Source organism: Paraburkholderia sediminicola, from assembly GCF_046026675.1.
Lineage (GTDB): Bacteria > Pseudomonadota > Gammaproteobacteria > Burkholderiales > Burkholderiaceae > Paraburkholderia > Paraburkholderia sediminicola_F.
In genome coordinates this window covers 687,516-713,346 of the sequence record NZ_JAQQEY010000002.1, presented here as the reverse complement: position 1 = coordinate 713,346, position 25,831 = coordinate 687,516, and the positions used below count along the sequence as shown (strand labels likewise).

Annotated in this window: 23 protein-coding genes; 12 read left to right on the top strand and 11 right to left on the bottom strand. The window is 61.9% G+C overall.

The annotated features are described in order from the left end of the window. The first annotated feature begins 21 nt into the window (after window positions 1-21). The 6 genes from PQQ86_RS23095 to PQQ86_RS23070 all read left to right on the top strand — a co-directional run bounded on the left by PQQ86_RS23095 (window position 22) and on the right by PQQ86_RS23070 (window position 7,069). Window positions 22-1,161, top strand: coding sequence for a porin (locus PQQ86_RS23095; RefSeq protein WP_408272111.1), 1,140 nt, complete (start codon window positions 22-24; stop codon window positions 1,159-1,161). Window positions 1,162-1,629: 468 nt separating this feature from the next. Continuing rightward, window positions 1,630-3,105, top strand: coding sequence for an ATPase domain-containing protein (locus PQQ86_RS23090; RefSeq protein WP_408272109.1), 1,476 nt, complete (start codon window positions 1,630-1,632; stop codon window positions 3,103-3,105). 6 nt (window positions 3,106-3,111) lie between these two features. Continuing rightward, on the top strand, window positions 3,112-3,462 hold the full coding sequence (locus PQQ86_RS23085) for a response regulator (protein WP_408272106.1): 351 nt from the start codon (window positions 3,112-3,114) through the stop codon (window positions 3,460-3,462). A gap of 121 nt (window positions 3,463-3,583) precedes the next feature. Continuing rightward, window positions 3,584-5,017: an MFS transporter gene (locus PQQ86_RS23080; protein ID WP_408272103.1), complete on the top strand. Its 1,434-nt coding sequence runs from the start codon at window positions 3,584-3,586 to the stop codon at window positions 5,015-5,017. 25 nt (window positions 5,018-5,042) lie between these two features. Beyond that, window positions 5,043-6,242 carry a CaiB/BaiF CoA transferase family protein gene (locus PQQ86_RS23075; protein ID WP_408272101.1) on the top strand — a complete coding sequence of 400 codons (1,200 nt, stop codon included), beginning with the start codon at window positions 5,043-5,045 and terminating at the stop codon, window positions 6,240-6,242. A gap of 2 nt (window positions 6,243-6,244) precedes the next feature. After that, window positions 6,245-7,069, top strand: a complete 825-nt coding sequence (locus PQQ86_RS23070) for a citryl-CoA lyase (protein ID WP_408272098.1) — start codon at window positions 6,245-6,247, stop codon at window positions 7,067-7,069. On the opposite strand, the gene PQQ86_RS23065 is transcribed toward PQQ86_RS23070, so the two are convergent. The 3 genes from PQQ86_RS23065 to bla all read right to left on the bottom strand — a co-directional run bounded on the left by PQQ86_RS23065 (window position 7,057) and on the right by bla (window position 9,573). After that, complete coding sequence (locus PQQ86_RS23065) at window positions 7,057-7,821, bottom strand: IclR family transcriptional regulator (protein ID WP_408272096.1); 765 nt, start codon at window positions 7,819-7,821, stop codon at window positions 7,057-7,059. The genes PQQ86_RS23070 and PQQ86_RS23065 overlap by 13 nt on opposite strands. 175 nt (window positions 7,822-7,996) lie before the next feature. Next, window positions 7,997-8,461, bottom strand: coding sequence for a DUF4126 domain-containing protein (locus tag PQQ86_RS23060; protein ID WP_408272093.1), 465 nt, complete (start codon window positions 8,459-8,461; stop codon window positions 7,997-7,999). A 176-nt stretch (window positions 8,462-8,637) separates the two neighbouring features. Next, complete coding sequence (bla, locus tag PQQ86_RS23055) at window positions 8,638-9,573, bottom strand: class A beta-lactamase (RefSeq protein WP_408272091.1); 936 nt, start codon at window positions 9,571-9,573, stop codon at window positions 8,638-8,640. A 99-nt stretch (window positions 9,574-9,672) separates the two neighbouring features. On the opposite strand from bla, the gene PQQ86_RS23050 reads away from it, so the two are divergent. Beyond that, window positions 9,673-10,551 (top strand): LysR family transcriptional regulator, encoded by an 879-nt coding sequence (locus tag PQQ86_RS23050; protein ID WP_408272088.1) that lies wholly within the window; start codon window positions 9,673-9,675, stop codon window positions 10,549-10,551. Here PQQ86_RS23050 and PQQ86_RS23045 read toward each other — a convergent pair. Together PQQ86_RS23045 and PQQ86_RS23040 are read right to left on the bottom strand one after the other, a co-directional pair. Beyond that, window positions 10,548-10,802: a hypothetical protein gene (locus tag PQQ86_RS23045; RefSeq protein WP_097395623.1), complete on the bottom strand. Its 255-nt coding sequence runs from the start codon at window positions 10,800-10,802 to the stop codon at window positions 10,548-10,550. The genes PQQ86_RS23050 and PQQ86_RS23045 overlap by 4 nt on opposite strands. 53 nt (window positions 10,803-10,855) lie before the next feature. Next, complete coding sequence (locus tag PQQ86_RS23040) at window positions 10,856-11,359, bottom strand: lecithin retinol acyltransferase family protein (protein WP_408272085.1); 504 nt, start codon at window positions 11,357-11,359, stop codon at window positions 10,856-10,858. Window positions 11,360-11,818: 459 nt separating this feature from the next. Between PQQ86_RS23040 and PQQ86_RS23035 the strand changes: the two genes are divergently transcribed. The 4 genes from PQQ86_RS23035 (at window position 11,819) to PQQ86_RS23020 (ending at window position 14,140) form a co-directional block, all read left to right on the top strand. Further along, complete coding sequence (locus PQQ86_RS23035; protein ID WP_054035641.1) at window positions 11,819-12,106, top strand: hypothetical protein; 288 nt, start codon at window positions 11,819-11,821, stop codon at window positions 12,104-12,106. Window positions 12,107-12,111: 5 nt separating this feature from the next. After that, complete coding sequence (locus PQQ86_RS23030; RefSeq protein WP_408272081.1) at window positions 12,112-12,882, top strand: PP2C family protein-serine/threonine phosphatase; 771 nt, start codon at window positions 12,112-12,114, stop codon at window positions 12,880-12,882. A 119-nt stretch (window positions 12,883-13,001) separates the two neighbouring features. Beyond that, window positions 13,002-13,469 (top strand): GNAT family N-acetyltransferase, encoded by a 468-nt coding sequence (locus PQQ86_RS23025; RefSeq protein WP_408272078.1) that lies wholly within the window; start codon window positions 13,002-13,004, stop codon window positions 13,467-13,469. Further along, complete coding sequence (locus tag PQQ86_RS23020; RefSeq protein WP_408272076.1) at window positions 13,466-14,140, top strand: FMN-dependent NADH-azoreductase; 675 nt, start codon at window positions 13,466-13,468, stop codon at window positions 14,138-14,140. The genes PQQ86_RS23025 and PQQ86_RS23020 overlap by 4 nt, the downstream gene beginning before the upstream one ends. Before the next feature lie 6 nt (window positions 14,141-14,146). Here the strand turns inward: PQQ86_RS23020 and pdxR are convergent, their stop codons facing one another. After that, on the bottom strand, window positions 14,147-15,676 hold the full coding sequence (gene pdxR / locus PQQ86_RS23015) for a MocR-like pyridoxine biosynthesis transcription factor PdxR (protein ID WP_408272073.1): 1,530 nt from the start codon (window positions 15,674-15,676) through the stop codon (window positions 14,147-14,149). A gap of 190 nt (window positions 15,677-15,866) precedes the next feature. Here pdxR and PQQ86_RS23010 point away from each other — a divergent pair, with 190 nt between their 5' ends. Further along, window positions 15,867-16,619 carry an SDR family oxidoreductase gene (locus PQQ86_RS23010; protein ID WP_408272071.1) on the top strand — a complete coding sequence of 251 codons (753 nt, stop codon included), beginning with the start codon at window positions 15,867-15,869 and terminating at the stop codon, window positions 16,617-16,619. Window positions 16,620-16,643: 24 nt separating this feature from the next. Here PQQ86_RS23010 and PQQ86_RS23005 read toward each other — a convergent pair whose 3' ends face one another. From PQQ86_RS23005 to PQQ86_RS22985, 5 genes are read right to left on the bottom strand one after another with little or no spacing between them, the layout of a single operon-like run. After that, complete coding sequence (locus PQQ86_RS23005) at window positions 16,644-18,002, bottom strand: sigma-54 interaction domain-containing protein (protein WP_408272069.1); 1,359 nt, start codon at window positions 18,000-18,002, stop codon at window positions 16,644-16,646. Continuing rightward, on the bottom strand, window positions 17,999-21,055 hold the full coding sequence (locus tag PQQ86_RS23000; RefSeq protein WP_408272066.1) for a peptidase domain-containing ABC transporter: 3,057 nt from the start codon (window positions 21,053-21,055) through the stop codon (window positions 17,999-18,001). The genes PQQ86_RS23005 and PQQ86_RS23000 overlap by 4 nt, the downstream gene beginning before the upstream one ends. 22 nt (window positions 21,056-21,077) lie before the next feature. After that, window positions 21,078-21,830: a peptidylprolyl isomerase gene (locus PQQ86_RS22995; protein WP_408272061.1), complete on the bottom strand. Its 753-nt coding sequence runs from the start codon at window positions 21,828-21,830 to the stop codon at window positions 21,078-21,080. Window positions 21,831-21,867: 37 nt separating this feature from the next. Next, complete coding sequence (locus tag PQQ86_RS22990) at window positions 21,868-23,241, bottom strand: beta-barrel domain-containing protein (RefSeq protein WP_408272057.1); 1,374 nt, start codon at window positions 23,239-23,241, stop codon at window positions 21,868-21,870. Further along, window positions 23,219-25,816 (bottom strand): FHA domain-containing protein, encoded by a 2,598-nt coding sequence (locus PQQ86_RS22985; RefSeq protein ID WP_408272054.1) that lies wholly within the window; start codon window positions 25,814-25,816, stop codon window positions 23,219-23,221. The genes PQQ86_RS22990 and PQQ86_RS22985 overlap by 23 nt, the downstream gene beginning before the upstream one ends. Window positions 25,817-25,831: the final 15 nt, after the last annotated feature.

Here is a 25,831-nt window from a genome sequence, read left to right as displayed (position 1 = left end):
AACGGTTTGGAGACACCCTGTATGCCAGCATCCACACGTATTCTTCTTTGCGGCGCATTGTGCGCCGTCAGCGGCGCCGCGGCGGCTCAATCGAGCGTAACGCTCTACGGCATTATCGACTCCGGCATCGAATACGTATCGCACGCGAACGCTGCGGGCAAAAGCGTCTTTCGCATGCCGTCGGTCACCGGCGAACTGCCTTCGCGTTGGGGCCTGCGCGGCAATGAAGATCTGGGCGGCGGCTATAGCGCGGTATTCACGCTGGAAAGCGGTTTCAACGTGCGCGCCGGCGATCTCGGCCAGGGCGGCCGGCTGTTCGGGCGTCAGGCATTCGTCGGCATCAAGAGTCCATACGGCACCGTGTCGTTCGGACGACAGTACACGATGACGTATCTCGCGCTGATGGGCGCGGACCTGATCGGCCCGGACATCTACGGCCTGGGCTCGCTCGACGCCTACGTGCCGAACGCCCGCGCCGACAATTCGATGAGCTACCTCGGCACTTACGCGGGCGTGACGCTCGGCGCGAACTATTCATTCGGCCGCGACGCGGCGGGCACCGGCAACTCGCCGGGCCAAGGCACCTGCACCGGTTCTGTCGCCGGGCATGCAACGGAATGCCGCGAGTGGTCAGTGATGTTGAAGTACGACGCGCCGCTATTTGGCGTTGCGGCGTCGTATGAAGAGCAGCGCGGCGGAAGCACTGCTGCGGCGAACTTCTTCGACGGCGTTGCGCCCATTCCACTCACCAATGCCAGCGACAAAGACATCCGCACCCACGTCAGCGCCTACGCGAATATCGGCAAAGCAAAGATCGGCGCGGGCTGGCTCAATCGCCGGGTCGAGCCATCGGCCGTCACGATTGCAGCCGTGCGCTCGAATCTGTTCTTCGTCGGCGCCTCGTACTTCGTGACGCCAGCCTTCATCGTCGACGGCGAGGTCTATCACATCACCAATAGCGAGCACGACACGCGCGCCACGATGGGCACGCTGCGCACCACCTATCTGCTGTCGAAACGCACCGCCGTCTATGCGCAGGGCTCGTATCTCGCCAACAGCGCGAAGGCGCGCTACTCGGTCAGCGCCGGTGGCGGCGGCACGACTCCCACGGCAGGCACCGGCCAGGCCGGCGTGATGCTCGGCATTCGTCACTCGTTCTAAGGGACACCGCATGAAGCCCCCATTGCACCGGCTGCTACGGCGACATCAACGCCGCGAGCAGTTTCGTGTGTAGCCAAGGTGTATGCCGGACCATTGCTGAGCCTGCGTAAAACGCCTCATCCTCGCGCATGACGGGTACTTTGCATGCGCGAGGGACATGCCCGTCTCCCCTCCCGCCGTGCCCCCTTCATTGCATCGATTTGAAAAAAACGCCGCCATACGCTCTCTGCACCGCCCTGTAAGCCCCCTCTCCCGCTCCCCTTGCGCACGCTCCGCGCTGGCCTGTCCCTTGCTGTTCACCAAGCGGGGGGCGGCCCCAGCCAGGATCCCCTCATCGAATGCCGACACGCGCAGCGCCGTCCACAACCAGGAACGCGAATTGCTGACGTGGTTAGGTTGAGCGATGCACATCCGCTTGATTTCATTTGCAAGCTGTCGCTCCTCCGTACTTTGAACGACATATCGACAATGACTATCCACGAATCTCAGACATCCTCCCGCTCCAACATGGAAACAGGTGTCCCCGGTTTCGATGAGATCCTGGGCGGAGGTCTGGTCAGCGGCGGCGTCTATCTGCTGGAAGGCATGGCCGGTGCGGGCAAAACAATCCTGTCGAGCCAGATCGGCTTTCATCGTGTCAGCAAGGGCGAAAAGGTGCTCTACGTGACCTTGATCGCCGAGTCGCACGACAAACTGCTGGCGCACCTCAAAGGCCTGAGCTTCTTCGACGAAACCGCCGTCGCACAGCAAATGCTGTTCGTGTCCGGCTATCACGAGCTGATGCAGGACGGTCTCGATGGCTTCCTCAAGCTGATTGCGTCAAGCATTTACGACCATCGGCCGAGCCTCATGATCATCGACGGCTTTCGCAGCGCACGCGAATTCAGCGAAACCGAATTGTCGCTGTCGAAGTTCATCCACGAACTGAACGCGCTGGCCGCGGCAATGGATTGCACCACGCTGTTGCTCGCGCCGCTCTCCGGCAACGAACCCCACCCCGAGCACACGCTGGTCGACGGCCTGATCGAACTGAACCGCTACAGCGACGGCATGCGCCGTGGACGCGAAATCGAAGTGCACAAAATGCGGGCGCGCAACCATCTGATGGGCAAGCATTTCTTTCGCATCGCCGAAAGCGGGCTTCTGATGTTCCCGCGTCTGGAATCGCAATGCGCTGCGCAACCAGGCCCGGTCGATCTGAAAACACGGCTCGGCTTCGGTCTCCCGCATCTCGACAATCTGCTCGGCGGCGGCTTCGCGCAAGGTTCCACGACCACGCTGATCGGGCCGTCAGGTGTCGGCAAGACCCTGCTCTGCCTGCAATTTCTCGCGGCCGGCGTGGCGCGCGGCGAACGCTGCGTGTATCTGGGCTTTTACGAAGGGCCGCAGCGGCTGGTCGGCAAAGCCGAGGCTGTCTCGATCGATCTCGCCGACGCGTACAACGACGGCCGCCTCATGATTCAATGGCAACCCGCCATAGAACTGGCGATCGACGAACTCGCGGCGGTTGCGCTTGCCACGGTCAAGAAGAGTGGTGCGAAGCGGATCGTGATCGACGGCGTGGAAGGCTTTCGCGATTCCGCGTTGCGGACCGAACGCTTCGGCTTGTTCCTGAATGCCCTGCTTCATCAACTGAGGGAAGCCTGCGTCACCACGATACTGACGGAGGAGCTGCCGCTTTACGCCGACCCCGGCCATGCGAAAAGCGTGCGGGTCTCCGCATTGACCGAAAACCTCGTCCTGCTGCGCTACGCCGAAACGGAAACGGGTTTGCGGCGCATGATTTCGGTGGTCAAGCAGCGCGAAAGCGCGCACGACACGTCGCTGCGCGAACTTGTCATTTCGTCTGAGGGCCTCGACGTGATCGAAAGCCCGGTCAACGCCGCCGGCGGGGTTTCAGCGCAAGGCCTGTCGGCCACGCTGACGCCGCGACGAAAAACGTAGCCGCCCATGAAAACCATTCTGGTCGTGGACGACGAGTTCGACATCCTCACGGTCTGGCGACTGTTGCTGGAGCGGCATGGCTATACCGTACTGACAGCATCCAACGGGGCGGCCGCGCTTGAACAGATCAGCAACACCCGGCCCGACATCATCGTGTCGGACTGCATGATGCCGGTCATGTCGGGGCTGCAACTGTGCGCCGCACTGTACAACGACCCCAATCTGCGCGCGATTCCCATCATCCTGTGCAGCGCGGCCGCGGATATCCCCGCGCAACCGAATCCGACCATCGCCTACGCGCGCAAGCCGCTTTCATTCGACGCCCTTCTCGCGATGCTGCAGCGAATGGGGGTTTGACGGCTAGGTAAAACCCCGAATTCCTGGCAGACGCCACACGGACTAATCTCGGCACACCCATTAAATAGAACGTCATTCTGTTAGACAGAACGACGTGACAAGAGTATCAAAGGAGGATTTCATGGCAAGCCTGCCGATCGAAGCACCCGGCGCGTCGCCCGATTCAAGCGCCGGTGCGCAGGGACTCACGACTGGCATCAACGCGCGCATCGACCGTCTGCCGGCGACGCGCACGGTATGGATGCTGGTGTTCCTGCTGTCGATCGGCGGCTGGTTCGAGTTCTACGATCTGTTTTTTACGGCCTATGTCGGCCCGGGCCTCGTCAAAAGCGGGCTCTACGCGACAACCACCGCGTCGTTCTTCGGCGTGTCCGGGCTGGGCGCCTTCGTGGCGGCGTCGTTCGCGGGGCTCTTCATCGGCACGTTCTTTTTTGCGGGCATGGCGGACCGCTATGGCCGCAGAACCGTGTTTACCGTTTCGCTCCTGTGGTATTCCGCGGCCACCCTGATCATGGCGCTGCAAACCAGTGCGCCGGCCATCAATCTGTGGCGCCTGATCGCGGGCATCGGCGTGGGCGTCGAACTGGTGACGATCGACACTTACGTCAGCGAACTCGTGCCGAAACATCTGCGTGGCCGCGCGTTCGCTTTCGTTCATCTGGTGCAGTACACCGCTGTGCCGTCGGTCGCCCTGCTTGCGTGGTGGCTGGTGCCGCAAACGCCATACGGCGTCGACGGCTGGCGCTGGGTTGTGATCATCGGCGCGCTCGGCGCGGTCGTGGTGTGGGCCATTCGCCGGCGTGTGCCGGAAAGCCCGCGTTGGCTCGCGCAGCAAGGCCGCGCCGCCGAAGCGGAACAGGTCCTGCAGGCGATCGAAGCGAAAGTCGCGAAGCAATACGGGAAGCCATTGCCCGCCCCTGTCCCGACAGTCGAGCCCGCCACCACCAAGGCGGCCTTCCGCGAAATCTGGCAGTCGCCGTATCGCAAACGCGCGATCACGATGCTCGTGTTCAACCTGTTCCAGGCGATCGGCTTCTACGGTTTCGCGTCATGGGTGCCGACCCTGCTAGTTTCGAAAGGCATAACGATCACGCACAGCCTGATGTACTCGTTCGTTATTGCGGCCTCGAATCCGTTCGGACCGCTGATCGGCATGGCGATCGCGGACCGCATCGAACGTAAGACCTTGATCGTGCTGTCGGCACTCGGTATCGCCGTGTTCGGCAGCCTGTTCGCGACGCAAACCTCGCCCGCCATGCTGATGACGCTCGGTGTGCTGATCACCCTTAGCGGCACGCTGCTCTCGGTCGGCTATCACGCGTACCAGACTGAATTGTTCCCCACGCGCTTGCGGGCGCGCGCTGTTGGCTTCGTCTATTCGATGTCGCGTTTGTCCGCGATGTTTTCCGGCTTCATGATCGCCTTCGCGCTGCGCCACTTCCAGGTGCCAGGCGTGTTCGCGTTGATCACTGTGTCGATGGTAATGGTGATGGGCGCGATCGGTATCTTCGGACCCCGCACCAACAATCGCAACCTCGACGAAATTTCGCATTGAACGCATTGAACAAGAGGCTTCAAAGATGACGCTGCCGTTGGCTGGAGTGCGGGTACTGGATTTATCGAATGTGTTGGCGGGACCGTTTTGCGCATATCAACTCGCGCTGCTCGGCGCCGACGTAATCAAGGTCGAACACCCCGAAGGCGGCGATCTTGCGCGACGCTTAGGCGCCGACAAGGAAGCGTCCATGCGCAACATGGGCGCCTCCTTCGTCGCGGTGAATGCGGGTAAGCAGTCCATCACGCTCAATCTTAAAGACGCGCGCGGCAAGACCATTTTGCGCGAGCTCGTCAAAACCGCCGACGTACTGGTCGAAAACTTCCGGCCGGGTGTGATGACGCGGCTCGGCCTCGATTTCGACGCCCTGCGTGAAGTGAATCCCAAGCTCGTGTATTGCGCGATCTCGGGTTTCGGCATGGACGGCGAGTTTTCGAAACGACCGGCCTACGATCAGATCATTCAGGGCATCTCAGGCGTGATGAGCGTGACCGGCGATGCCGACAGCGCGCCGTTGCGCGTCGGCTATCCGGTATCGGATACCGTAGGCGGTCTCACCGCGGCGTTCGGCATCTGCGCCGCATTAGTCGATGCCCGCGCGAGCGGACACGGCCGCATGCTCGACGTCTCGATGCTGGAAGCCACGCTGGCGACGATGGGCTGGGTCGTATCGAACTATCTGAACGCCGGGGTCACGCCCGAGCCGATGGGCAACGAGAACTTCACCGCCGCACCTTCGGGCACCTTCAAAACCGGCGACGGCCCCCTCAATATCGCCGCGAACGAGAACAAGCAGTTCGCAAGCCTCTGCGATCTGATCGGCCGTGCGGATCTGCTCGACGACGCGCGTTTCTCCGAGCGCAACGCACGCAAAGTGAATCGCGCGGCACTGAAAGCCGAAATCGAAGCGGCACTGGCAAGCGACAGCGCGACGAACTGGGAAGCCAAATTCTTCGAAGCAGGCGTGCCGGCCGGGCGTGTGATGTCGGTGCCGGAGATTCTCGCGCATCCGCATCTGGAATCACGCGAGTTCATCCGCGAATTTGCCGGCGACGGCACCACTGAGCGGCAACGCGTCACCCGTGCGGGTTTCAGGCTATCCGATGCCGACACGGCGCCTACCGTACCCGCGCCGGTTCTATCGGCTCACACACGTGAGCATCTCGCCTCGCTCGGTTACGACGACGCGCAAATCGACCATCTACGCTCCGAAGGAGTGATCTGACTATGACGCAAGCATTCGACGCCGCCAAGCTCGCCGCCGAGTACTGGAGCACCTCGATCATCGATATTCATCCAGGCTCGATCAAGGTGCGCGGGTTCCCGATTCAGGAGTTGATCGGCAACGTCAGTTTTCCGCAAATGATCTGGCTGATGTTGCGCGGCGAATTGCCTGATGCCGCGCAAGCGCGTTTGTTCGAAGCGGCGTTGGTGGCATCGGTCGACCATGGCCCGCACGCACCGTCGATTGCAATCTCGCGGATGGCGACCAGTTGCGGTTTGCCGTTGAACGGCGCGATGGCCTCGGCGATCAATGCACTGGATGATGTGCATGGCGGCGCAGGCCAGCAGGCGGTCGAACTGTACGACTCGATTGCCGAACGCATGCAAGCAGGTGCCACGTTGGAAGATGCGGTCGAACAAGGCGTCGATGCTTTCACCGCCGAACACGGCAAGTATTTGCCCGGCTTCGGGCACCGCTTTCACCCGGTCGATCCGCGGGCAATCCGGCTTCTCTCACTCGTGGATGAAAGCGTCGAACAGAAAAGTATCAGCGGACGATACGCCGCTATCGCGCGCGGCATTGAAACCTTGCTCAAGCAGCGCAAGAACAAACCCGTGCCGATGAATATCGACGGCGCAACCGCCGTGATCTACGCGGAACTCGGCTTTGCGCCGGAGCTGGCACGCGGGGTGTTCTGCCTGTCACGCGCGGTCGGCATTCTGTCGCACGCATGGGAGCAACGCGGACGCAACGAGCGCAATAAAGGCCCGATGCCGCGCCAGATGAGCTACACCTACACGGGCAAGCCCGAGCGTCACCTGTCCTGAACTTCGGCCGCGCGCCGCTGCGCGTTGCGCATCGCGCGCGAATCGCCGCCTAACGCATCCGTAGCGCGCGCGGCGCAATCGAACAGCGCGCCGAGATTGCTCTCGAGGAAAACCTGATCGATGCGCGAGCTCGGGCCCGCAAGCGTCAGCACGCCACGCAAACTCTGGCGCACACCGAATACCGGCATCGAAACCCCCGCTGTCTCGCGATCGCGCTCGCCGATCGACACACAGTAGAAGTCCTCGCGAATCTTCTCGTACGGCTCGCCCGGCTTGCCGCCGAACGCCAGCAAAGCGAGGCCGCCCGAGCCGCTTTCCAGCGGCAGCACGTCACCTTCGCGCACGTGAAATCGCACCGCATGCGTCGAGTCCACACGATGCAAACACACACGCACCGCCTCGTCGCGCACATAGAAGGACACGCTTTCTCCGCTCGTTTCCGCGAGTTCGCGCATCAGCGGCACCACAATGTCGCCGACATTCAGACTGCGCTGATACAGCGCGCCGAGCATGAAGGTGGCGGAGCCGAGTTGATAGCGGCCGTCGTCCAGACGCAGCAGCAGGCGGTGCTGGATCAGCGAGCCCGCGAGCCGCAACAGCGTGCTCTTGTAAAGCCCCGTGCGGGCTGCGAGCTCAGCGAGCGTGAGCGCGACGTCGTCCGGCCTGAAGGCGAACAGAATCGCGCAAGCACGATCGATGACGGCAACGCCCTCGCTTTCCTTTGAGTTTGATTTGTCTGCAGGCGTTGGCATGAGTTAGCGTAAATGACGTTGCTTCATATCGAAGCTGAAATTTTACGCCATGACGCGGGACTGTCATACCCGCGGATAGCCGACCGTCGGTTGCCAGTCAGGTATTTGTTGTGGCCGTTGGGCGAAAAAATTGTGCGCGATGACGGATGGTTGGTCAACGCACACCTCGCCGACCTCAACGCAACGCCATCACAATCAACACAGCACCAATGATCGCCGCCGCGTCTTCGATCAACGCGGCCGGCAAATCGCGGCCGAATGTGCGCGCCAACGCACCTCTCACCTTCGCGCCACCCAAGGTGCCTATCACCGCACCCACCACCCCGGCAATCAAACCACCCACCAAGCCGCCATGTGCCGCCCCGATCGCCGCGCCACTCAACCCACCCAGAACGATACGCGCACCGAATTGCATCGGCACGGTACGGCTAGGTGTCTTGGGCAATTGGTCGGTAATCAGTTCGACGATCGCCAGCACAGTGAAGATGTACGGTGTGGCAGCAAAGCCGAGAAATGCCAGCGGCGTATCCTGCAGCGGCAACCATCCCAGATGCGCGGCCCAACTGACGGCCGCAGGCGCGGTCATCGCGCGAAGGCCGGCCACTACACCGATTAGCAATGCCAGGATATAGACAGACATAGGAGCCCCCTTTGGTGTGGCCCTAGTGTCGCACGATTCGGATTTCAATCGTAGGCGAAAGAAGTAGGCCTACTTCTCCCATAGTCGGCCCATTTCTCCCGTGGTCGGTCCACATTTTCCAGTGGTCAGCGCGTTTGCACCACGAATCGGTTCATGCACTGAACGTGCTCACACCATCAAACCGAAGCCACTATCAACGCCCCGACGTTTGCGATCGCCGCATTGCTGCGCGCCGCATCGCCGCTCGTCTCGGTGAGGTAAACCGTCACAAGAATCGGCCCGCGTCCCGGCGGCCACAGAATCGCGACGTCATTTGCCGTGCCGTGATCGCCCGTGCCCGTTTTGTCGCCGACGCCCCAATCCTTCGGCAGCTTCGCGCGAATCCGTTCGTCGCCAGTCTGATTCGCGGCGAGCCAGGCCAGCAGTTGTGCACGCGACGACGAGGACAAACGCTCGCCCAGCAGCAGCTCGCGCAGATTCCCGAGCATTGCATTGGGCGTGGTGGTATCGCGCGGATCGCCGGGCGTCGCTTCGTTCAGCGTCGGCTCATTGCGGTCCAGACGTGTGATGCCGTCGCCGATACTGCGCGCGAATGCGGTCAAAGCGGCGGGTCCGCCAAAACTCGCCAGCAGCAGGTTTGCCGCGGTGTTGTCGCTGAGCGTGATGGCCGCCTTGCACAAGTCGGCGACGCTCATCCCCGTGTCGCCGGTGCGCTCGCGGGTGTGCTGGCTGGTGGCGGGCGAGTACGGCACAAGATCGCTTTTGGAAAACACAATGCGCCGTTCCAGGTCTTCTTGTCCGCGATCCACGCGCGTCAGCACGAAACCCGCCGCCAGTAGTTTGAATGTGCTGCACATCGGAAAACGCTCGTCCGTCCGCAAACCGGCGTGCAATCCGGAGGTCGTGTCGACGATCGACACGCCGAGCCGGCCGCCGCTTTCCGCTTCGATCTGAGCGAGCCGTTGACGAATGGTGTCCGCCTTCGCCACGCTGCCGCCCTGCTTTGCTGTGCCCGCCTTCACCGCTTTCCCGAGGGCGCCGCCACTGCCAACCGCAACCCCAGCTATCGAAACGCCGAGCATCGCGCCCGCGAATTTCCGTCTTGTGATCATCGCCGCTCCTTATGTGAAGCCGCAACTATCGGTTTTTCGGCGCCCGCTGGCAAACGATGATAAGTTAGTCGATACCCTAGAAAATCTTATGCTTCCACCATGAGACCGTATCTCCCGTTGAACGCGCTGCGCGCCTTCGAATCGTCCGCGCGGCATCTGAGCTTTACGCGTGCCGCGCTCGAATTGAACGTCACCCAGGCGGCCGTGAGCCAGCAGGTGAGAACGCTGGAAGAGCGGCTGGGCACCGCGCTCTTCAAACGTCTGCCCCGCGGACTGGCCATGACCGACGAAGGCCTCGCGCTACGCCCTGTCCTCACGGATGCGTTCGATCGCATCGAAGCCGTGCTCAAACAGTTCGACGGCGGCCACTTCCACGAGGTGCTAACGGTCGGCGTGGTGGGCACTTTCGCGGTGGGCTGGCTGATGTCGCGGCTCAAGTCGTTTCGCGACGCGCATCCGTTTGTCGAGTTGCGGCTGCTGACGAACAACAATCTGGTCGATCTCGCCACCGAAGGCCTCGACGTCGCGATCCGTTTCGGCGACGGCACCTGGCCGGGCTCGCTCGCCACCCGGCTGCTCGACGCACCGCTCGCCATTCTGTGCGCGCCCGAGATTGCCAAGCGTCTGTCCGAGCCAACGGATCTCGCCAACGAAACTTTACTGCGGTCCTATCGCGTCGACGACTGGATGAGCTGGTTCACGGCCGCCGGCATCCCGCCGCGACCGATTCGCGGCCCGGTGTTCGATTCATCGCGGCTCATGGTGGAGGCGGCCATGCAGGGTGCGGGTATCGCGCTGGCGCCGGCGCTGATGTTCGATCACGAGATCAACACGGGCCGGCTGGTGCGGCCGTTCGAGGTGGAAGTTCACGCCGGCAGCTACTGGCTGACGTGGTTGAAGGGCAAACCGATGACGTCGGCGATGCTGCTGTTCAGTCAGTGGATCGTCAAGGAAGCAGCCTCGCACACACAAAGCTAGCAAACTGCCGCGCGTCGATGGCCGTTCATGGCGGGCCGCTCGGCTTGCGGCGGGAACACGTTCCACGAGCCGTCGTCATGACGGAAGAAGAAGATCGACAGCAAGCCGCCCGGCCGCAGGGCTTCCACGCAAACGTAGCGCTGATGCTGCGACGCGCTGTGGCAAAACCGCACGACACGTGCGGGCATCGACGGGGTTGGTGCGAGCCATTTATCGACGGCCCAGTGCAAGGTCTTTTCTGCGGCAACCATGATGCTCTCCTCGATCCTTGAATCCCTGAATTGCTGAACTCGTTCCTGCTCGCTTAGGCGAATTGGGCGGCAACCTGACCATTCTTCGCGGTGCGTTCGACAAACGCCTTCACCAGACACACCAGCGTGAGCACGCCGGCACGGGGATGCGTCAAGCAGCAATGCACCTGTTCGCTGCGGCTTTCGCCAAGCAGGCACCACGCGCAGAAGTGCTCGCAGTTATTCGTCAACAGGCGGTAATGGTTTTCGCCGAGGCGGGAGCGGGCGCGGCGCACGGCTTCATCGCCGACGTAACGGGCGCTCGGGGTCGCGCGGATCGTCAAGGGATGACCGGCGGCGAAGCTGGTTAATTCCACTTCTTCCACCGGACCGCGATGCGCCGAGCTCGCAAAGCCGGCGTAGTGAACCACGCGGCCATTGCCCACATAAATGCCGTGGTGTTCGTAGCCGCGCCGTTGCGTAACGAGATGCGCGCCGATCGGCAGGTCGATGGTCGACGTTTCATTGCAGCGTTCGTCTTGGTCTTCGCTGCTCGTCGGGAGGTGGTTCGTGTTCATGGCTGGTCTCGGTTCAATATCCAACACTGTTGCGAGATCTTTTGCATCATCCGGGCCATGTGGCGAAAAGCCTTTGTTTAAAGGGCTGGCAGGAATTGGGAGGCATTTTGAGTGCAGCGTGTGTCCGTCATGATCCGACACAAATCGAGCCGATCTGTTGGCAAACGTCGATCATTTGGCGTGTTGGCTAAGCCGTAGCGAGTGTGTTCGCCAGGGGTTCGGAGGTCCGGTCAATGTGTTGGGTTCTGCACCGGTGTGAGCGCCCGGATGTTGGCTGCATCCCGACGTCTTCAGCGCCGCACGAACAAGCGCTGACAACCAGGCGCGCGGAATCGCCCACCAATCAACGCGTTACGAGAAAGCGCCCGCTCGAGCCGCAAATTGGCATGGCACTTGCACCATCACGTTCAATTCCTTTTCAACCGCGCGCCCGACGCACGCGGCCACCCGGAGAACGACATGGCTTCCATCACAGTAAACGACCTCTCGCTTAACCTCGCGCTCGACCGTAAAGCGATGGCGGCGATCCGCGGCGGCGGCGGTGCGCCGTGGGTGTACGGCTGGATTCAGCCCTATGTGCGGGAAACGCCGAGCATCGGTCCGGTCGTGAACCTGTACGACATCTCGAACAACTTCTATGCTAACCAGATGATCAACACGTTCCAGTCGGTCGATGTACGCAACACCGGCGCGAATTCGAACATCAACGTCTCACCTGACGCACGCAGTAGAAACGATACGGTGTAGCCCTTGTGACCTGTCCGAGCCAATTTCGATGGACGTCGTCCGCGCGCTCCGACGCCGGATGCGTCCGTGAAATCAACGAAGATGCCTGCCTCGCCCAGCCCGAACCCGGACGCTGGGCCGTCGCCGATGGCATGGGTGGGCACGCGGTCGGCGATCTGGCGAGCCGACTGGTAATCGATGCGCTGAGCCGTCTCGCGCCACCGCTCGCCATGAAAACCTGTATCGCCGACGCGCGAGCACGGCTGCAAAAGGCCAACCGCCAACTGAGGGACGAAGCCGCGCGCCGCCAGGTGCAACGGATCGGCAGTACCGTCATCGTGCTGCTCGCGTGCGACCGTTTCTGCGGCTACCTATGGGCCGGCGACAGTCGTCTCTATCTGTATCGCGAAGGGCAATTGCGGCAACTCACGCGCGATCATAGTCAGGTGGAAGAACTCAAGTCTCTCGGCGTGATTACCGACGAGGAGGCGCGGCATCATCCGGCGCAGCACATGATCACGCGCGCGGTCGGCGCAATGGACGTGCTCGAACTCGACGACGATGCGATCGAAGTCGCGGACGGCGACGTTTTCCTTCTTTGCAGCGACGGCTTGAGCAACGAAATCAGCGACGAGGAAATACTGGGGGTGCTGACCACGGTGACGTGTGAGCGCGCGTCTGATGAACTGGTCGACCTGGCCATTGCGCGCGGCGGACGCGACAATGTCACCGCCGTAGTGGTGCACGCTGAAGATCCGTATGCGTCCGACAAAACCCTGCTGAACCCGGCGCCTTGAAAACACCGGTTTGATTGCTGCCGCGTCCGCTGGATGGTCTAGTCGAATCGCAGATTCTTGGCTCTATCGACCAGGCCGTTCGCCAGGTATCGTGAGCGTCGTTCCTTATGGAGGCGCACATGCCCGCCTCGCTTCGCTTCGTTCACCTCGACACGCCCGATTCGTTGCAGCCCGCATTCGACGTCATGCTTCAGTTGCGCCCGCATCTGACGGACGCGCACTCGTTCGCCGCGCAGGTGGCCAGACAGCATGTTGAAGGCTATCGCCTGCTCGCTGCGTCCGACGCGGGCAGCGTCGTCGGCCTCGCCGGTTATCGCACGCTGACTAATCTGCTCTATGGCCGCTTCGTCTATGTCGACGATCTGGTTGTAGATGACCGGTTGCAGCGTGGCGGCATTGGCGCGCAACTGCTCGACGCGGTACGGCAGATCGCGCGCGAAGCCGGCTGCGTGCACTTCGTGCTCGACACGGGTCTGCACATGCCACTTGCGCAACGCTTCTATTTCCGCAATGGGCTGCTCGCTCGCGGCATGCATTTCGTCGAACCACTGGCCCCTCTTTCCCATCCCGCGACGTTCAAGTCATGAAAATTCTATTGATCAACGCCAGCCCACACGGCGAGGCGAGCCACGGCTATCGTTTTGCCGGCGAGATCGCCGGCATGCTGCACGAGCACACCGCACCCGCTGCAGCGGCCATCAAAGTGATCGAACGCGATCTGGCAGCCACGCCGCTGCCGCCGGTTGCCCGCGACTATGCGCGCGCCGTCACATCGCGCACGCCGGATAAAGCGCAGTTCGATGTCTCCGAACAACTGATCGATGAAATCGAAACGACGGATGCGCTCATTATCAACACGCCGATGCACAACTTCACGGTGCCGGCAGCGCTCAAGCTATGGATCGATTACACATTGCGCATTCATCGGACGTTTGCCTCGACACCGGAAGGCAAGGTTGGACTGATGCGTGACCGGCCGACCATCGTGATCGTCGGTTCAGGTGGTGTCCATAGCGGCGAACGCGCGCGGCAGCCGGACTTCCTCACGCCGTATCTGCGCTATGCACTCGGAACGATCGGCATCCACAGCGTACAGTTTCTCCTCCTGCAGGGGCTTGTGATGGGCGAAGCGGCTGTAGCCGAGGCGCTCGATGCGGCACGTGCGCAACTTACCGGCGATGCGGTGTTCGCTTCGCTCGCAACGCAGGCGGCCCGCAGCGCTAGCATGGCTGCGTCTACGGCTTCGCAAAGCGCATAAAGCGCGTCAACCATCCAGACACGCGCGCAACGTTCGAGCGAGACGGCCGGCCTCACGCGCATCGGTGACGTTCGCGAAGCCCATCACGAGGCCGCGCAGCGTGCGCCGCGCGCGGCCATTCGCGTACCAGATCGAAAGCGGCAGCACCCCGAGCCCCGCCTCGCGGGCGCGCGCGGCGACGGCGACGTCGTCGACCGGGCCATCGGGGCCTTCGGCGAACTGCGCCGCGAACTGAATTCCACCTGGCGGCAAATCGACAATCAGCCGTTCGCCAAACGCCTGCTCTAGCGCGTTCACGATCAGTACGCGCCGCTCGCCGTACAACGCACGCATCCGCTTCAGATGCCGCGCAAAATGCCCCAGCCCAATGAAATCCGCCACGGCCGCCTGCAATAGCGTCGGCGATCCGGCGTTCATGCTGTGCGCCACCCGCCCGACGCGCTCAACGGCCCGCTCCGGCACCACCACATACGCGAGCCGCAAACCGGGAAACATCACCTTGCTGAACGTGCCGGAATAGATCACGCGATCGCGCCGGTCGAGGCTCTTTAAAGCCGGCAATGGCCGGCCCAGATAGCGAAACTCGCTGTCGTAGTCGTCTTCGATGATCCAGCGGGACGCTTTCTCCGCCGAGTCTAGCAGCGCCATGCGTCGTGCGAGCGACAGCGTTTGCCCGAGCGGACTCTGATGCGACGGCGTAACCACCGCGAAGCGTGCCTCTGCATCCAGCAGTGTGCCGCGCTCGACGTCGATCCCTTCACTATCCACTGGCACCGGCACGAGCTGCACGCCGGTTTCGGCCAGATAACCGCGCGCGAGCAGATAGCCGGGATCTTCGAACCACATGCGATCGTTCGGACGCGCGAGACTACGCAACACGAGTTCGAGCGTCGCACGGTAGCCGCCGGTCACGAACACCTGTTCCGGCAGGCAGTTCACACCGCGCGACAGCCCGAGATACGTGGCGATATGTTCGCGCAGCGGCCGGTAACCGGCCGGATCCGGGTACGCGAGCATCGCGCGGTCGCCGCTGCGCGCGTGGCGCGAAACGAGCCGGTTCCATAGCTTGCCCGGAAATGCGTCGAGCGCGGGCAGCCCTGGCTGCAACGGCCGCGGCGCGCCGCTCATGGCGACGGCAATGGCCTGCTGGCGCGGCGCCGCTTGACCACTGCTCGATTCGCCCGGCGTCTGCGGCGTGCCCGTTCCTCCAGTGCTCTGCCTGCCGCGCGCCTCCTGAACGCCTTGCGCACGCGACGAGCGCATCACCGATGCCGGCAGCGACGACGATACGAACGTGCCCGCCGCGCCGCGCATCTGCAGATAGCCCTCGTCGACGAGGATCGTATAGGCGAGTTCGACCGTGCCGCGCGCCGTGCTCAGTTGCGTGGCGAGGCCGCGCAGCGCAGGCACGCGATCGCCGGGACGCAGATGCCCCGCGGCGATCGCGGTCCTGAAACGCTCGCAGATTTGCAGATAGATCGGCAACTGCTGCTGTCGATCGATTTCGATGGTTAATGCGGGCGTTGCTACGGTCATGACGGTCTCGCGGGCAAGGGAAGCGGCAACTGACATGGACTAGTCGGATCGACAATTCTTGTCACTTTTCGATAGAGCATGATTCTTCCACAATAGCCTCACGCAATGCGACGGCGGCGAACACTTTCACGCAATACGACACCCGTCCGGCGCCCCGTGCGTCCATTTACTCTCATCTGGAGAATCTGCCATGAAAATCGTCGTAATCGGTGGTTCCGGCCTGATCGGATCGCGTGTCGTCACGCTGCTCAATAACGCGGGTCATGAGACGCTTGCCGCGTCGCCGCGCACCGGCGTAAATGCCGTTACAGGCGAAGGCCTGAGCAATGCGCTCATGGGCGCGGACGTCGTAGTGGATGTGACGAACGCACCGTCTTGGGAGCCGCAGGCGGTACTCGATTTTTTCCGCACCTCGGCGCGCAACCTCGGCAAAGCCGAAGTGGCCGCAGGGGTACGCCATCACGTCGCGCTATCAATCGTCGGCTGTGATCGCACGCCGGAGAACGCGTATTTCGTTGCCAAGGTTGCGCAGGAAGAGGTGATCGAAGCGGCGGGCGTGCCGTACACGATCGTGCGCGCGACGCAGTTCATGGAGTTCATCGGTGGTATCGCGGATTACAGCGCGGACGGCGGCACGGTGCGCATCAGCGACGGCCTGTTTCAACCGATCGCCGCGGACGATGTCGCGGCGATCCTCGCGCAGATCGCGCTCGCCGCACCGCTGAATGGCACCGTCGATATCGCCGGGCCTGACCGCGCGCCCTTCGCGGAGATCGTCACCCGCTATCTGAAATCGGTAGGCGACGCACGCCCGGTGGTGACGGATCGCGATGCGCCGTACTACGGCGGCCGTGTCGAGGAACAATCGCTCGTGCCGCTCGGCGATGCGCGGATCGGCCGCGTCGGTCTCGACCAGTGGCTGGCGCAGGCTAATAAGGGTTGATTGCAGTACGAACTGCGGCCAGCCTCAACTATCGCTGTCTTCTTCGTCGTGCTCGTCAGCGCCGTTTCTGCCCGTCGATGGTGCATTGCGATTGCGAAAATCCTTCGAATGCAGGCCATGCTTCTTCAGGAGCATTTGCAGATGCGAGCGGTTCATATCGATGCGCCGCGCCAGTTCCGCAACCGTACCGCTCACTTCGCGCAGGCCACGCTCCAGAAAGGCCTTTTCCGCATCATCGCTCGCGGCGCGCTTCGCGTCGCTCAGCGACATCAGATTCGCCACGCTGATTGGCTCCTGTCCTGTCGCAGTGGCTACATTGGACACAGCCGCGGCTGACCCGGGCGCGGTCGGCCGCATATCCACCGGCAGATGATCGACATCCGCCATCTCGCCTGCGAGGCAAGACACGCGATACATCACGTTACGCAGTTCACGAATATTGCCGGGGTACGCATAGTTCAGCAGAAAGTCCCGCAGACGCGGCGTCAATCTGACAGGCCGGCGTTTTAGCGTACCAGCGGCTTCATCGCCGAACCAGGCGATCAGCAGCGGAATCTCATCGCGCCTCTCGCGCAGCGGCGGCAACGTGACGTGAATCACGCTGAGACGGTAGAACAAATCCTCGCGGAACTTGCCCTCTTCGCTGAGTTGCCGAAGATTGCGATTGGTCGCCGCGACAATGCGCGTATCGACGGCAATCGTTTCATCGGAACCCACGCGCTGAATCTCGTGCGCTTCCAGCACGCGCAGCAGCTTCACCTGGCCGGCCAGCGGCAACTCGCCGATTTCGTCGAGAAAGATCGTGCCGGTATGCGCGCTTTCGAATTTTCCCTTGCGGTCATTCGAAGCGCCCGTGAATGCACCCTTGCGATGACCGAACAATTCCGACTCCAGCAGATTGTCCGGAATCGCGCCGCAATTCACGGAAATAAAAGGCTTGTCCGGGCGCGAACCATTCGCGTGAATCACCTTCGCCATCAGCTCCTTGCCGGTGCCGCTTTCGCCGTCGATCAACACCGGCAAATCAGTCGGCGCCGCCTTCTCGGCGATTTCAAGCGATTCGAGCAAACGCGGATTGTCGCCGAACGTCCCTTCGAAAATGAAACTGCGCTCGATCAACGCCTTTCTGCGCGCACCCCGCGATTGATCGGTGGGCGCAGTGGACTCAGCGGCCGTTGCGGCCTGTACGAAGCGCTCCTTGTGCGAGAGCTGCATGACCTCGTCGCGCAACGAAGTAGCTTGCCGAAGCAGCTTGTCGATGTCGGCGCGCTCGAGCCGGGACGACCAGCGCAGCGTCGAGCGCAGTATCTCGATGCGTTCAATCAAGCCCGCGTATGAAATCGCCGGGCTGAGCTCTTCTACCTGGTCGAGTATCTTCATCACGCACTCAACTGTTTCTGGACCAGCTGGTAGTACATGCCGCCGCGCTGGATCAGTTCATCGTGACGGCCCTGTTCGACAATCGCCCCTTCATACAGCACCAGAATCTTGTCTGCACGCATGATGGTGCTGAGCCGATGCGCAATGATCACCGCCGTTCGGCCCTTCAGAATGTCGTGCATATTGCCGAGGATGTTGCTTTCCGATTGCGAGTCCAATGCTGAAGTCGCCTCGTCGAAAACCAGCAGACGCGGATCGTGATACAGCGCACGCGCGATGCATAGCCGCTGAATCTGCCCACCGGATAGGCCGATGCCTCGTTCGCCGACAATCTGCTCGTAGCCGAGCGGCATCTTGCTGATGAACGCGTGCGCATCGGCCATTTTCGCAACTTCCTCGATGCGGCGCCGTTCGGGTGCGTCGTCGCCACTGGCAATGTTCTCAGCGATCGTGCCGGAAAACAGCAGATTGCTCTGCATCACATAGCCGATCTGCGCGCGGTAATAGGCTTTATCGACCACGCCGAGGTCGTAGCCGTCGATGGTCATCTTGCCCTCGGTCGGCGCATAGAAGCCAACCAGCAACTTGGCGAGTGTCGTTTTTCCGGAACCGCTGCGGCCCACAATCGCCACCAGTTCCCCGGGCTTAATGTCGAAGCTGATATTTTCCAGTACATACGACGAGTCGTCCTCGCCATAGCGGAAATAAACGCCGCTAAAATTGATCTCGCCTTGAAGTTCCGGCAGCATCACGCGCGAAGGCAAATCCTGCGGCTTCTGTTCCGGCTCGATATCGAGCACGTCGCCGAGGCGCTCCATCGCCACGCCCGCGTCGTTCAACATGCTCCATAAGCCGACCAGTCCCATTAGCGGACCCAGCACGCTGCCCATGAATGCATTGAACGCAATCAACTGGCCGATGGTCATTTCACGCGCCAGCACCAGATTCGCGCCGACCCAAAGGATGGCAATCGTCGTCGCCGCGTTCAGCAACTGGCTGCCAAGCCCAATGAGAATGTTGAAGGCATGCGCCCGGTACTGCACTTCGAGCGCCTTCGCGTACTTCTTCTCCCAGCGCAACCGCACCGGCCGTTCGATGCCCATACCCTTGATAGTCTCGACACCGGCGAGCGCTTCCATCAGAAATGACTTCGACTCGGTCGACGCTGTGAACACCTCACGCGCGTAGTTCTTGATCTTCGGCGTGGCCAGCGCGGTCAACGCCATGATGGGTATTACAAACGCGATCAGTACCAGTGTCATCTTCACGTTGTAGACGAACATGATCGTGAAGTAGATGAACACCATCAGCAGATTCAATGCTGTGGTCACCGTGGATTCGGTGAGGAAGGCGCGGATCGTCTGATTCTCCTGGAAGCGCGCGAAGATGTCGCCGGTTTTGCGTTTGGCGAAAAACGAAAACGGCAGCGACATGGTGTGCTTGAAGAACTGCGACATCATCGCGAAGTCCATGTTGCGCACCATGAAATTCGCCAGATACGCGCGAATCGACGACATCAATTGCGAAAACACATTGGCGATAATCAAACCACCGATCAGCAGATGCAGCAGGCTGACGTTCTGATGCACGATCACGCCGTCGAGAATGTTCTGGATGATTAGCGGCGGAATCACGCCGAGCACCTGAATCACGAACGTGGCAAGAAACAGATGGCCGAGAATTTTCTTGTACGGCCTGAGATAGCCAACAAAGCGTATCCATGGCGAACGCGCGGCCGACATCTGCAGGAGATTCGGACCGCCGGTAAAGAGCAGACACGTGCCACTCCAGCCGCGTTCGAAATCCTCAACCGTCATTTTGCGGAAGCCGAGTGCCGGGTCCGCAACCCACACGTAGTCCTTCGAAAGCCCGTACACCACTACATAGTGGTAGCCCTCCCAATGCACGATGAAGGGCAGATCGAAACCGCGCAATGAATCGAACGTGCATTGCACGCCACGTGCGGTGAAGCCGAGCGATTCGCCCGCGCGCGCGAGACTGTCGAGCGTGGCGCCTTGTGTCGTGACGTTGGCGAGTTCGCGCAGTTTGCCGAGCGTCATCGGGATGCTGTAATGGCGGCAGACCATGGCGAGACACGCGGCGCCGCAGTCCATTTCTTCAGCCTGTTCGACCAGCGCAAAGCGCTTGATGACCTTTTCGCCGAACTCGGGTTTGGTCTGCAAGTCGAGCATCAAAGGCAATTTGCGCCGCTGCTCGAGGCGCTTTTGCCGTTGCAATTCACGGTCGCCGTAACGAATCCGCTCATCCAGGACTTCGCGCAGCTTCGGATTGCGCTCCAGAATGAAATGGACGGTTCGCTCCGGGATCACCAGCAGCCGCGTATCGGTCGTCGCCACTACCGACGCCATTTGCTCCTGCCGCATCAAACACGCTTTTTCGCCGAAGATTTCGCCTTCACCTAAAGTAGCAAGCGTGTAGTCGTGGCCTTCCTCATGACGGACAATGCGCACGCCACCTTGCCGCACCACATAGAGCCGCCGGTCGTCGCGCCCATCCTGCTTGAGAATCTCCTTGCCCTCGGCCACCCGCTTCACGCCGACGCTGCGTACATATTCTTCGAGTTCTGCCTTGTTGAGCTTGCCGCGCAGATCGAACAACTGCGCGACGAAACCGCCGGCCGAATTGATCGCCACATAGCTCGCGACAAATGCCAACGCGGCCTGATTGCCGGCGATCACCGGCTCGATCGCGGCGCGGGGAATGAACAGCAGTTCGGTTTTGGCGGACGCCCGGACTGACGCCTCATGCACGTACGCGCGCAACATCGCAATGTCGGCGAAAATCTCGCCGGTTTTGCGCACGCCCATACTGGTTTCCTTGCCGTGCTCCTCGGTGAAGATACGTACCGAACCCGAGCGAACCACGTAAAGACCGTCAGCCGTCTCGCCCGCCGCGCACACCGTTTCACCGAACGAATAGAAGCGTGTCTGCGCATATTCGGCAAGACGCTCGATTTCGTCGCGCGAAAACGGCGAGAGAATTTCCACCGAGGTGAGAAACTCGGCGGCGGAGGGCGCGGTCTGGGGTGCATCCATGGGCTTGCGGACCTCGGTTCGGCTAGCGGGCTTCGATCACATGTTCCTGCGAGCGGGCAATCAGCCAGCTCTCTCGCAGCAGACGTCTCACTTCAGAGGCGACATCCGCATCGAGCACCGCCGGGTATTTCGCGGTCACAGCGAAAATCTCGAAGCATGAGCGGTCCGCCGACGGAAACGGTCCAAGCAGATCGCCCACCGCCGCGTTGAAAATCTTCGCCTCGATGTCCGCCTTCAACGATCCGCGCAACACTTTGCCGATCACACCGCCGGCTTCACGCGTATCCGCGATCGAATGCTCGCGCGCCATGTCGGCAAAACTGTCGGGATCGTCATGCAGGTACGAGATCATTTCCTTCGCCTTGCCTTCGCTGTCGAGCACGATGTGGCTCACCTCGATCGCGTCGAATTTGGGCGAATTCAGCGCGAAATAATCCTTGATCGCCGCGTCGTTGCCGACCACGTCTAGCATCTTCTCCTGATAGAGCCCGTCCGTAATGAAGGACTCGAACTCGTCGAGACTCACGCCGAGCGCATCGAGGTACTGATTCATGTCCGTCGCGCGATGCAAGCCGCGCACACGGCGGAACTGATCGGCGCGCTGCTGGATTTCGTCGGCCGTGACGGCAAGGCCCTGCTTCCTGGCCGCATGCACCGTGAGCTTGTCGCGCACGATCTGCTCGATCAGGCTATCGAACTGGCCGGTCAGTTTCAGAAGACGAATGAACTCGGAAACGTCCACGACTTCGTCATCGATTCGCACTATCGCGGTCATGTCATCCGCTCCTTTAATTGACGTGTGATCGGCGCGCTCATCCCGCCACCTGTCTGAATGGATCGAGCCCCAGATCGATCAGGCGCCGTTCGCGCACCACGATCTCCGCGCTCGCCGTCATGCCGTAGCGCAGCGGATAGCGGGTGTCGGCGATCTGGTAGTAGTTCTTGTCGAGCGTGACGCGGCCTTCGTACACCGGCTGCTTGTCCTGCAAGGACGGCTTGGTGGCCGGCGAAATATAGACGAGCGTGCCGTTGATCAGCCCGTAACGCTGATACGGAAAGGCGTTGAATTTCAGCTTCACGGGCTGGCCCTCGTGCAGAAAAGCACGATCGTGTTCGGCGATTTCGATCTTCAGCACGGGCTTCGCATCTTTTGGCGCGATGCCGCCGAGCGGCGCGTTCGCCTGGATCTTGTCGCCCCGCTGCGTGGAGGTCACGTCGGTGATGACGCCGGAGACCGGCGCGAGGATCAGCAGGAAGTTGTCTTTGTCGATGTTCTCGAAACGAATCCGCGCGGCGGCTTCGGACACGAGGCGCGCGGTCTGAAGTTGCAGACGCAGTTTGTCTTCGGCGTCGGTGATGTCGCGGACTGCCGAGTCGTACTGGAGTTGCAGGTCAGTGGTCTGCTGGCCGCTGGTTGCGAGTTGCGCATTGGCCTGCGCGTATTCGTGACTCAGGCGGAAATCCAGCTCCGCGAGTTTCGATTGTGCGACGCGGTAGGCGTTATCCGCTTCCATCGCGGCGGTTCGCTTCTGCTCCACTTGCAGTTCGGCGATGCCACCGCCGCCCGGCTGCGCGAACAGCCGCGAGTAACGATCCAGCTCCTGACGCGCCGCCTCACGCGTGCGGCGCGCGTTGTCGAGTACGCTGCGCGCTTCGTCGAGTTCGGCCTTCTGGCCCTCCGCGAGCTTGGATGTGCCTTCGGAGATGCGATTTTCGTGCTGATGAGCTTCCACTTCCATCTGCGCCTTCAACGCGGCCGCCTTGCGCTCCATCAGCGCCTTCTTCTCAGGGAACTGCTTCCAGTCGCGCTCGGCGTCTTCGAGTTTGAGCTGCGCCTGCAGCGCGTTACTCGCTGCCTCGATCGCGCCGCGCGCATTCAGCCGCGCCAGCACGTCGCCCTTCGATACCGGCTGACCCTCGGCGATGTACAGATCGGCGAGCTCGCCGTCGATCGGCGCATAGATGCGACGTACCTCCGATTCCGGCGAGAGCGTACCTTGCGCGCTGACGATCACGTCCGCGCGCCCCACGAACGACCACAGCAAGCCGACCACCACCAGCGCGACCATCGCCCAGATCAGCGCGCGAGCAAGCCGCACCGGTTCGGCGGTTAGAATCGCGATGCCTTCGACGCTGTGATCTTCCAGCGCCTCCGACAGCGGCCTAGGGTGATTGTCGCGCTTCACTTTGCTCGCCTCCGATCAACGCCAGCTTCGCCTTCAGGAGCCCCGGGTCCAGCACCATGCGCAACTCGGTCAGCGAGCGGCGCTGCAAGTCCGCCTCCGCCTGGATATCCGTGAGCAGGCGGTCGAAGTCGGCGGGATGATCCGCCCTCAGTTGCGTGTAGATGCGCATGCCTTGTTGCGCGGCGGACTGTGCATCGGAAAGCAGACGCGCCTCGCTGCGAAAGCCGGGCGAAATTCCCGCTTCCAGCCGTTGCGTGCCGCCGATCGGACCGCTCGCCCGATATTGTTTCCACAGGCTCTGCGCACGCAGCATCAGGTCCTGGGCGCGCGCCAGTGCTTTGTCGTGCAACGCGGCGACGTCTTTCTGGATCGATTGCACGAACCACACATCCGCCACCGGATCGAGACTGGCGTAGAACGACAGCAGGCGCTCGTCATAATCCTTGCCGCCGCGCGTCTTCTGCAAGTCGGCGAACTGGTCCAGTTGCGCTTTCTTGCGCGCCAGTTCGGCGGCGATCACGTCGGACCATGGCCCGGCAGGCATGGACTGCAAATCCGCCAGCGCCTGCTGGCTGTCGCCGCGCTGCCAGGCAGCGGTCGCCGCGTCATGACGCTGGATAACGTCCGCGGACGGCAGGCGGCTTGCGGACAGTTGCTGAAACTGCGCCTGAAACGGCGGCGTGTTGAAACGCACCGTCTTCAGCAGGGCGAGCAATGGCGTCAATTGCCGGCTGAGCGCCGCGTTCAGCACATCGGTATAGTGGCGCAAATCTTCCCGCACACGATCGAGGCCGGCGAGACGCGGATAGCGCTGCGCGTAATCGTCCAGGACAGCGGGCAGCGCATCGGGTTTGTCGCGCGCCAGTTCGGTACGGATGGTGCCGTTCAGGCGATCGATGGCGGCGAGATAGACCGAGTCGTCGCTCTCCAGTTTGCGTAGATGGCTCAGCGCCTGCGCATACGGCTCCGCAAAAATGGGCACATACGAGGCAATGCGGTCGAGTGCGCGCTGATGGCTCCTGGCGTCGTCGTCCCAGCGTTGCAGCAGGCCGCTGATCGTCGCCTCGTCGGCGTACATGCGAATCGGTGCGTCCACCCCACCGCGTCCTGCCACGAAGCGCTCCAGGTCGCCCACCCATTGCAATTCGCCGACCAGAGAAGTGGCGTCCGCATTGTTCGCACTCAACGCTCTCATCTCCTTGAGCAGTGTGTCGGCCTGGTCGAACTGCGTCATTTGCAGCGTATTCAGCCATCCGGGGAGTTTCGCCTTCAGTAGCGCCTCGCTCGCCAACGCGCTGACTTTCGTGTCGGCGGGGTGCTTCTCCAGGTAGCCGTTTGCCGCCGTCACCGCGCTGGTATAGTCGCCACTCGCCAGCAGGTTTCTCAATTCGCGCTCCGACGAACCGCGCATGTAAAGGGTCAACGCAATGGCCACCAGAATGACGAAGGCCGCGCCACTCCACCACACGGCGCGACGCGACAGGGTGTGATCGCCACCCGCAAAGGCCTTGCTGAGTTCTCCCGCGAGCAGGCGCCAACGCTGCGGCCGGCTCTTTGCTGCTTTCGTGCCATGTGCGCCGTTTGCGCTTTGCCTGTCATGCGTGCCGTTTGCTCTGTTCGTGCCGCTCGTGCCGTTTGCACCGCCTGTCGGCGTATCGCGCTTCGCGTGCGCGGATGCGGCCTGCGCCGCTTCGTTGACTTCGTCTTCGCGTTGTAGCCCCGGGTCCACGCAAAAGATATCGAGGAACGAATGTGCGGCGCCAACGAACGTGGTCTTGTCGGTATCGGCAGCCTCGTCGGTAGCTGGATTGAGGAATAGCTGGGTCACGGTCGGCTCGACTTCAGGGGGTTTCTGCAGCGTCACCCTGTAGACGAAGTGGTCGCCGCCAAATGCAAGGAGGTCCCCCTCCACAAGCGGCACCGCGGTTTCGTCGAGCCGGTTTCCGCCGACGAATGTGCCGTTGGTGCTGCCGAGATCTTCGAGGTAGAGCTCACCGCCTTTCAGAAAGATGTGTGCATGACGCCGCGAGATGTAGTTGACCTGATGCGGATAGCGATCCTTGTAGCGCGAGAAAACCTCGTCCGCTTTGCTGATGAGAAAGGGGAACGCCTGCACGTCGATCGGCTGAAGTTCGAGGTCGTCCCGTTGCGGCACCAGCAACAGGACGGGTGCGGGCGTCGCACGCGCGGTGACGATCCGCGCGCGCGGTTCGATACTCACGCGGTAGCAAAGCTCGCCGCCGAAGCACAATTCGTCGCCGGCACGCAGCCGCGCGGGGGCTTGCCGCACCGCATTGCCATTGAGCGTCGTGCCGTTCTTGCTGCCCAGGTCGGCGACATAGACGGCGCCGTGCTCCGTGAAAACCCGCGCATGACGGCGCGACAGGCGGGTAATGCGTTCGGCGGGATAGTCGGAGAATGGCGCTTCGCTGCGGCCGATCGCGAACAGGTTGTCGACGATCCGGATCGCGTCGAGTGCGGGACGCTGCGCGGACGCAACCGGCGACAGCACCACGTCGAAAGTGGATTCCTGTGTCGCACGCATCTCAGCAATCGGAGCTTCGCCGGTGGTCATTTTATCTGGATCACT

Excerpts from the sequence above, each read along its gene's own strand:
- PQQ86_RS23020 (WP_408272076.1), top strand. The coding sequence starts at position 13,466 with ATGAAAATTCTATTGATCAACGCCAGCCCACACGGCGAGGCGAGCCAC.
- PQQ86_RS23080 (WP_408272103.1), top strand. The coding sequence starts at position 3,584 with ATGGCAAGCCTGCCGATCGAAGCACCCGGCGCGTCGCCCGATTCAAGC.
- pdxR (WP_408272073.1), bottom strand. The coding sequence starts at position 15,676 with ATGACCGTAGCAACGCCCGCATTAACCATCGAAATCGATCGACAGCAG.
- PQQ86_RS23040 (WP_408272085.1), bottom strand. The coding sequence starts at position 11,359 with ATGAACACGAACCACCTCCCGACGAGCAGCGAAGACCAAGACGAACGC.
- PQQ86_RS22995 (WP_408272061.1), bottom strand. The coding sequence starts at position 21,830 with ATGACCGCGATAGTGCGAATCGATGACGAAGTCGTGGACGTTTCCGAG.
- PQQ86_RS23025 (WP_408272078.1), top strand. The coding sequence starts at position 13,002 with ATGCCCGCCTCGCTTCGCTTCGTTCACCTCGACACGCCCGATTCGTTG.
- PQQ86_RS23065 (WP_408272096.1), bottom strand. The coding sequence starts at position 7,821 with ATGCCAACGCCTGCAGACAAATCAAACTCAAAGGAAAGCGAGGGCGTT.
- PQQ86_RS23010 (WP_408272071.1), top strand. The coding sequence starts at position 15,867 with ATGAAAATCGTCGTAATCGGTGGTTCCGGCCTGATCGGATCGCGTGTC.
- PQQ86_RS23070 (WP_408272098.1), top strand. The coding sequence starts at position 6,245 with ATGACGCAAGCATTCGACGCCGCCAAGCTCGCCGCCGAGTACTGGAGC.
- PQQ86_RS23050 (WP_408272088.1), top strand. The coding sequence starts at position 9,673 with ATGAGACCGTATCTCCCGTTGAACGCGCTGCGCGCCTTCGAATCGTCC.
- PQQ86_RS22985 (WP_408272054.1), bottom strand. The coding sequence starts at position 25,816 with ATGACCACCGGCGAAGCTCCGATTGCTGAGATGCGTGCGACACAGGAA.
- PQQ86_RS23060 (WP_408272093.1), bottom strand. The coding sequence starts at position 8,461 with ATGTCTGTCTATATCCTGGCATTGCTAATCGGTGTAGTGGCCGGCCTT.
- PQQ86_RS23045 (WP_097395623.1), bottom strand. The coding sequence starts at position 10,802 with ATGGTTGCCGCAGAAAAGACCTTGCACTGGGCCGTCGATAAATGGCTC.
- PQQ86_RS23000 (WP_408272066.1), bottom strand. The coding sequence starts at position 21,055 with ATGGATGCACCCCAGACCGCGCCCTCCGCCGCCGAGTTTCTCACCTCG.
- PQQ86_RS23090 (WP_408272109.1), top strand. The coding sequence starts at position 1,630 with ATGACTATCCACGAATCTCAGACATCCTCCCGCTCCAACATGGAAACA.
- PQQ86_RS23085 (WP_408272106.1), top strand. The coding sequence starts at position 3,112 with ATGAAAACCATTCTGGTCGTGGACGACGAGTTCGACATCCTCACGGTC.
- PQQ86_RS23095 (WP_408272111.1), top strand. The coding sequence starts at position 22 with ATGCCAGCATCCACACGTATTCTTCTTTGCGGCGCATTGTGCGCCGTC.
- PQQ86_RS23075 (WP_408272101.1), top strand. The coding sequence starts at position 5,043 with ATGACGCTGCCGTTGGCTGGAGTGCGGGTACTGGATTTATCGAATGTG.
- bla (WP_408272091.1), bottom strand. The coding sequence starts at position 9,573 with ATGATCACAAGACGGAAATTCGCGGGCGCGATGCTCGGCGTTTCGATA.
- PQQ86_RS23035 (WP_054035641.1), top strand. The coding sequence starts at position 11,819 with ATGGCTTCCATCACAGTAAACGACCTCTCGCTTAACCTCGCGCTCGAC.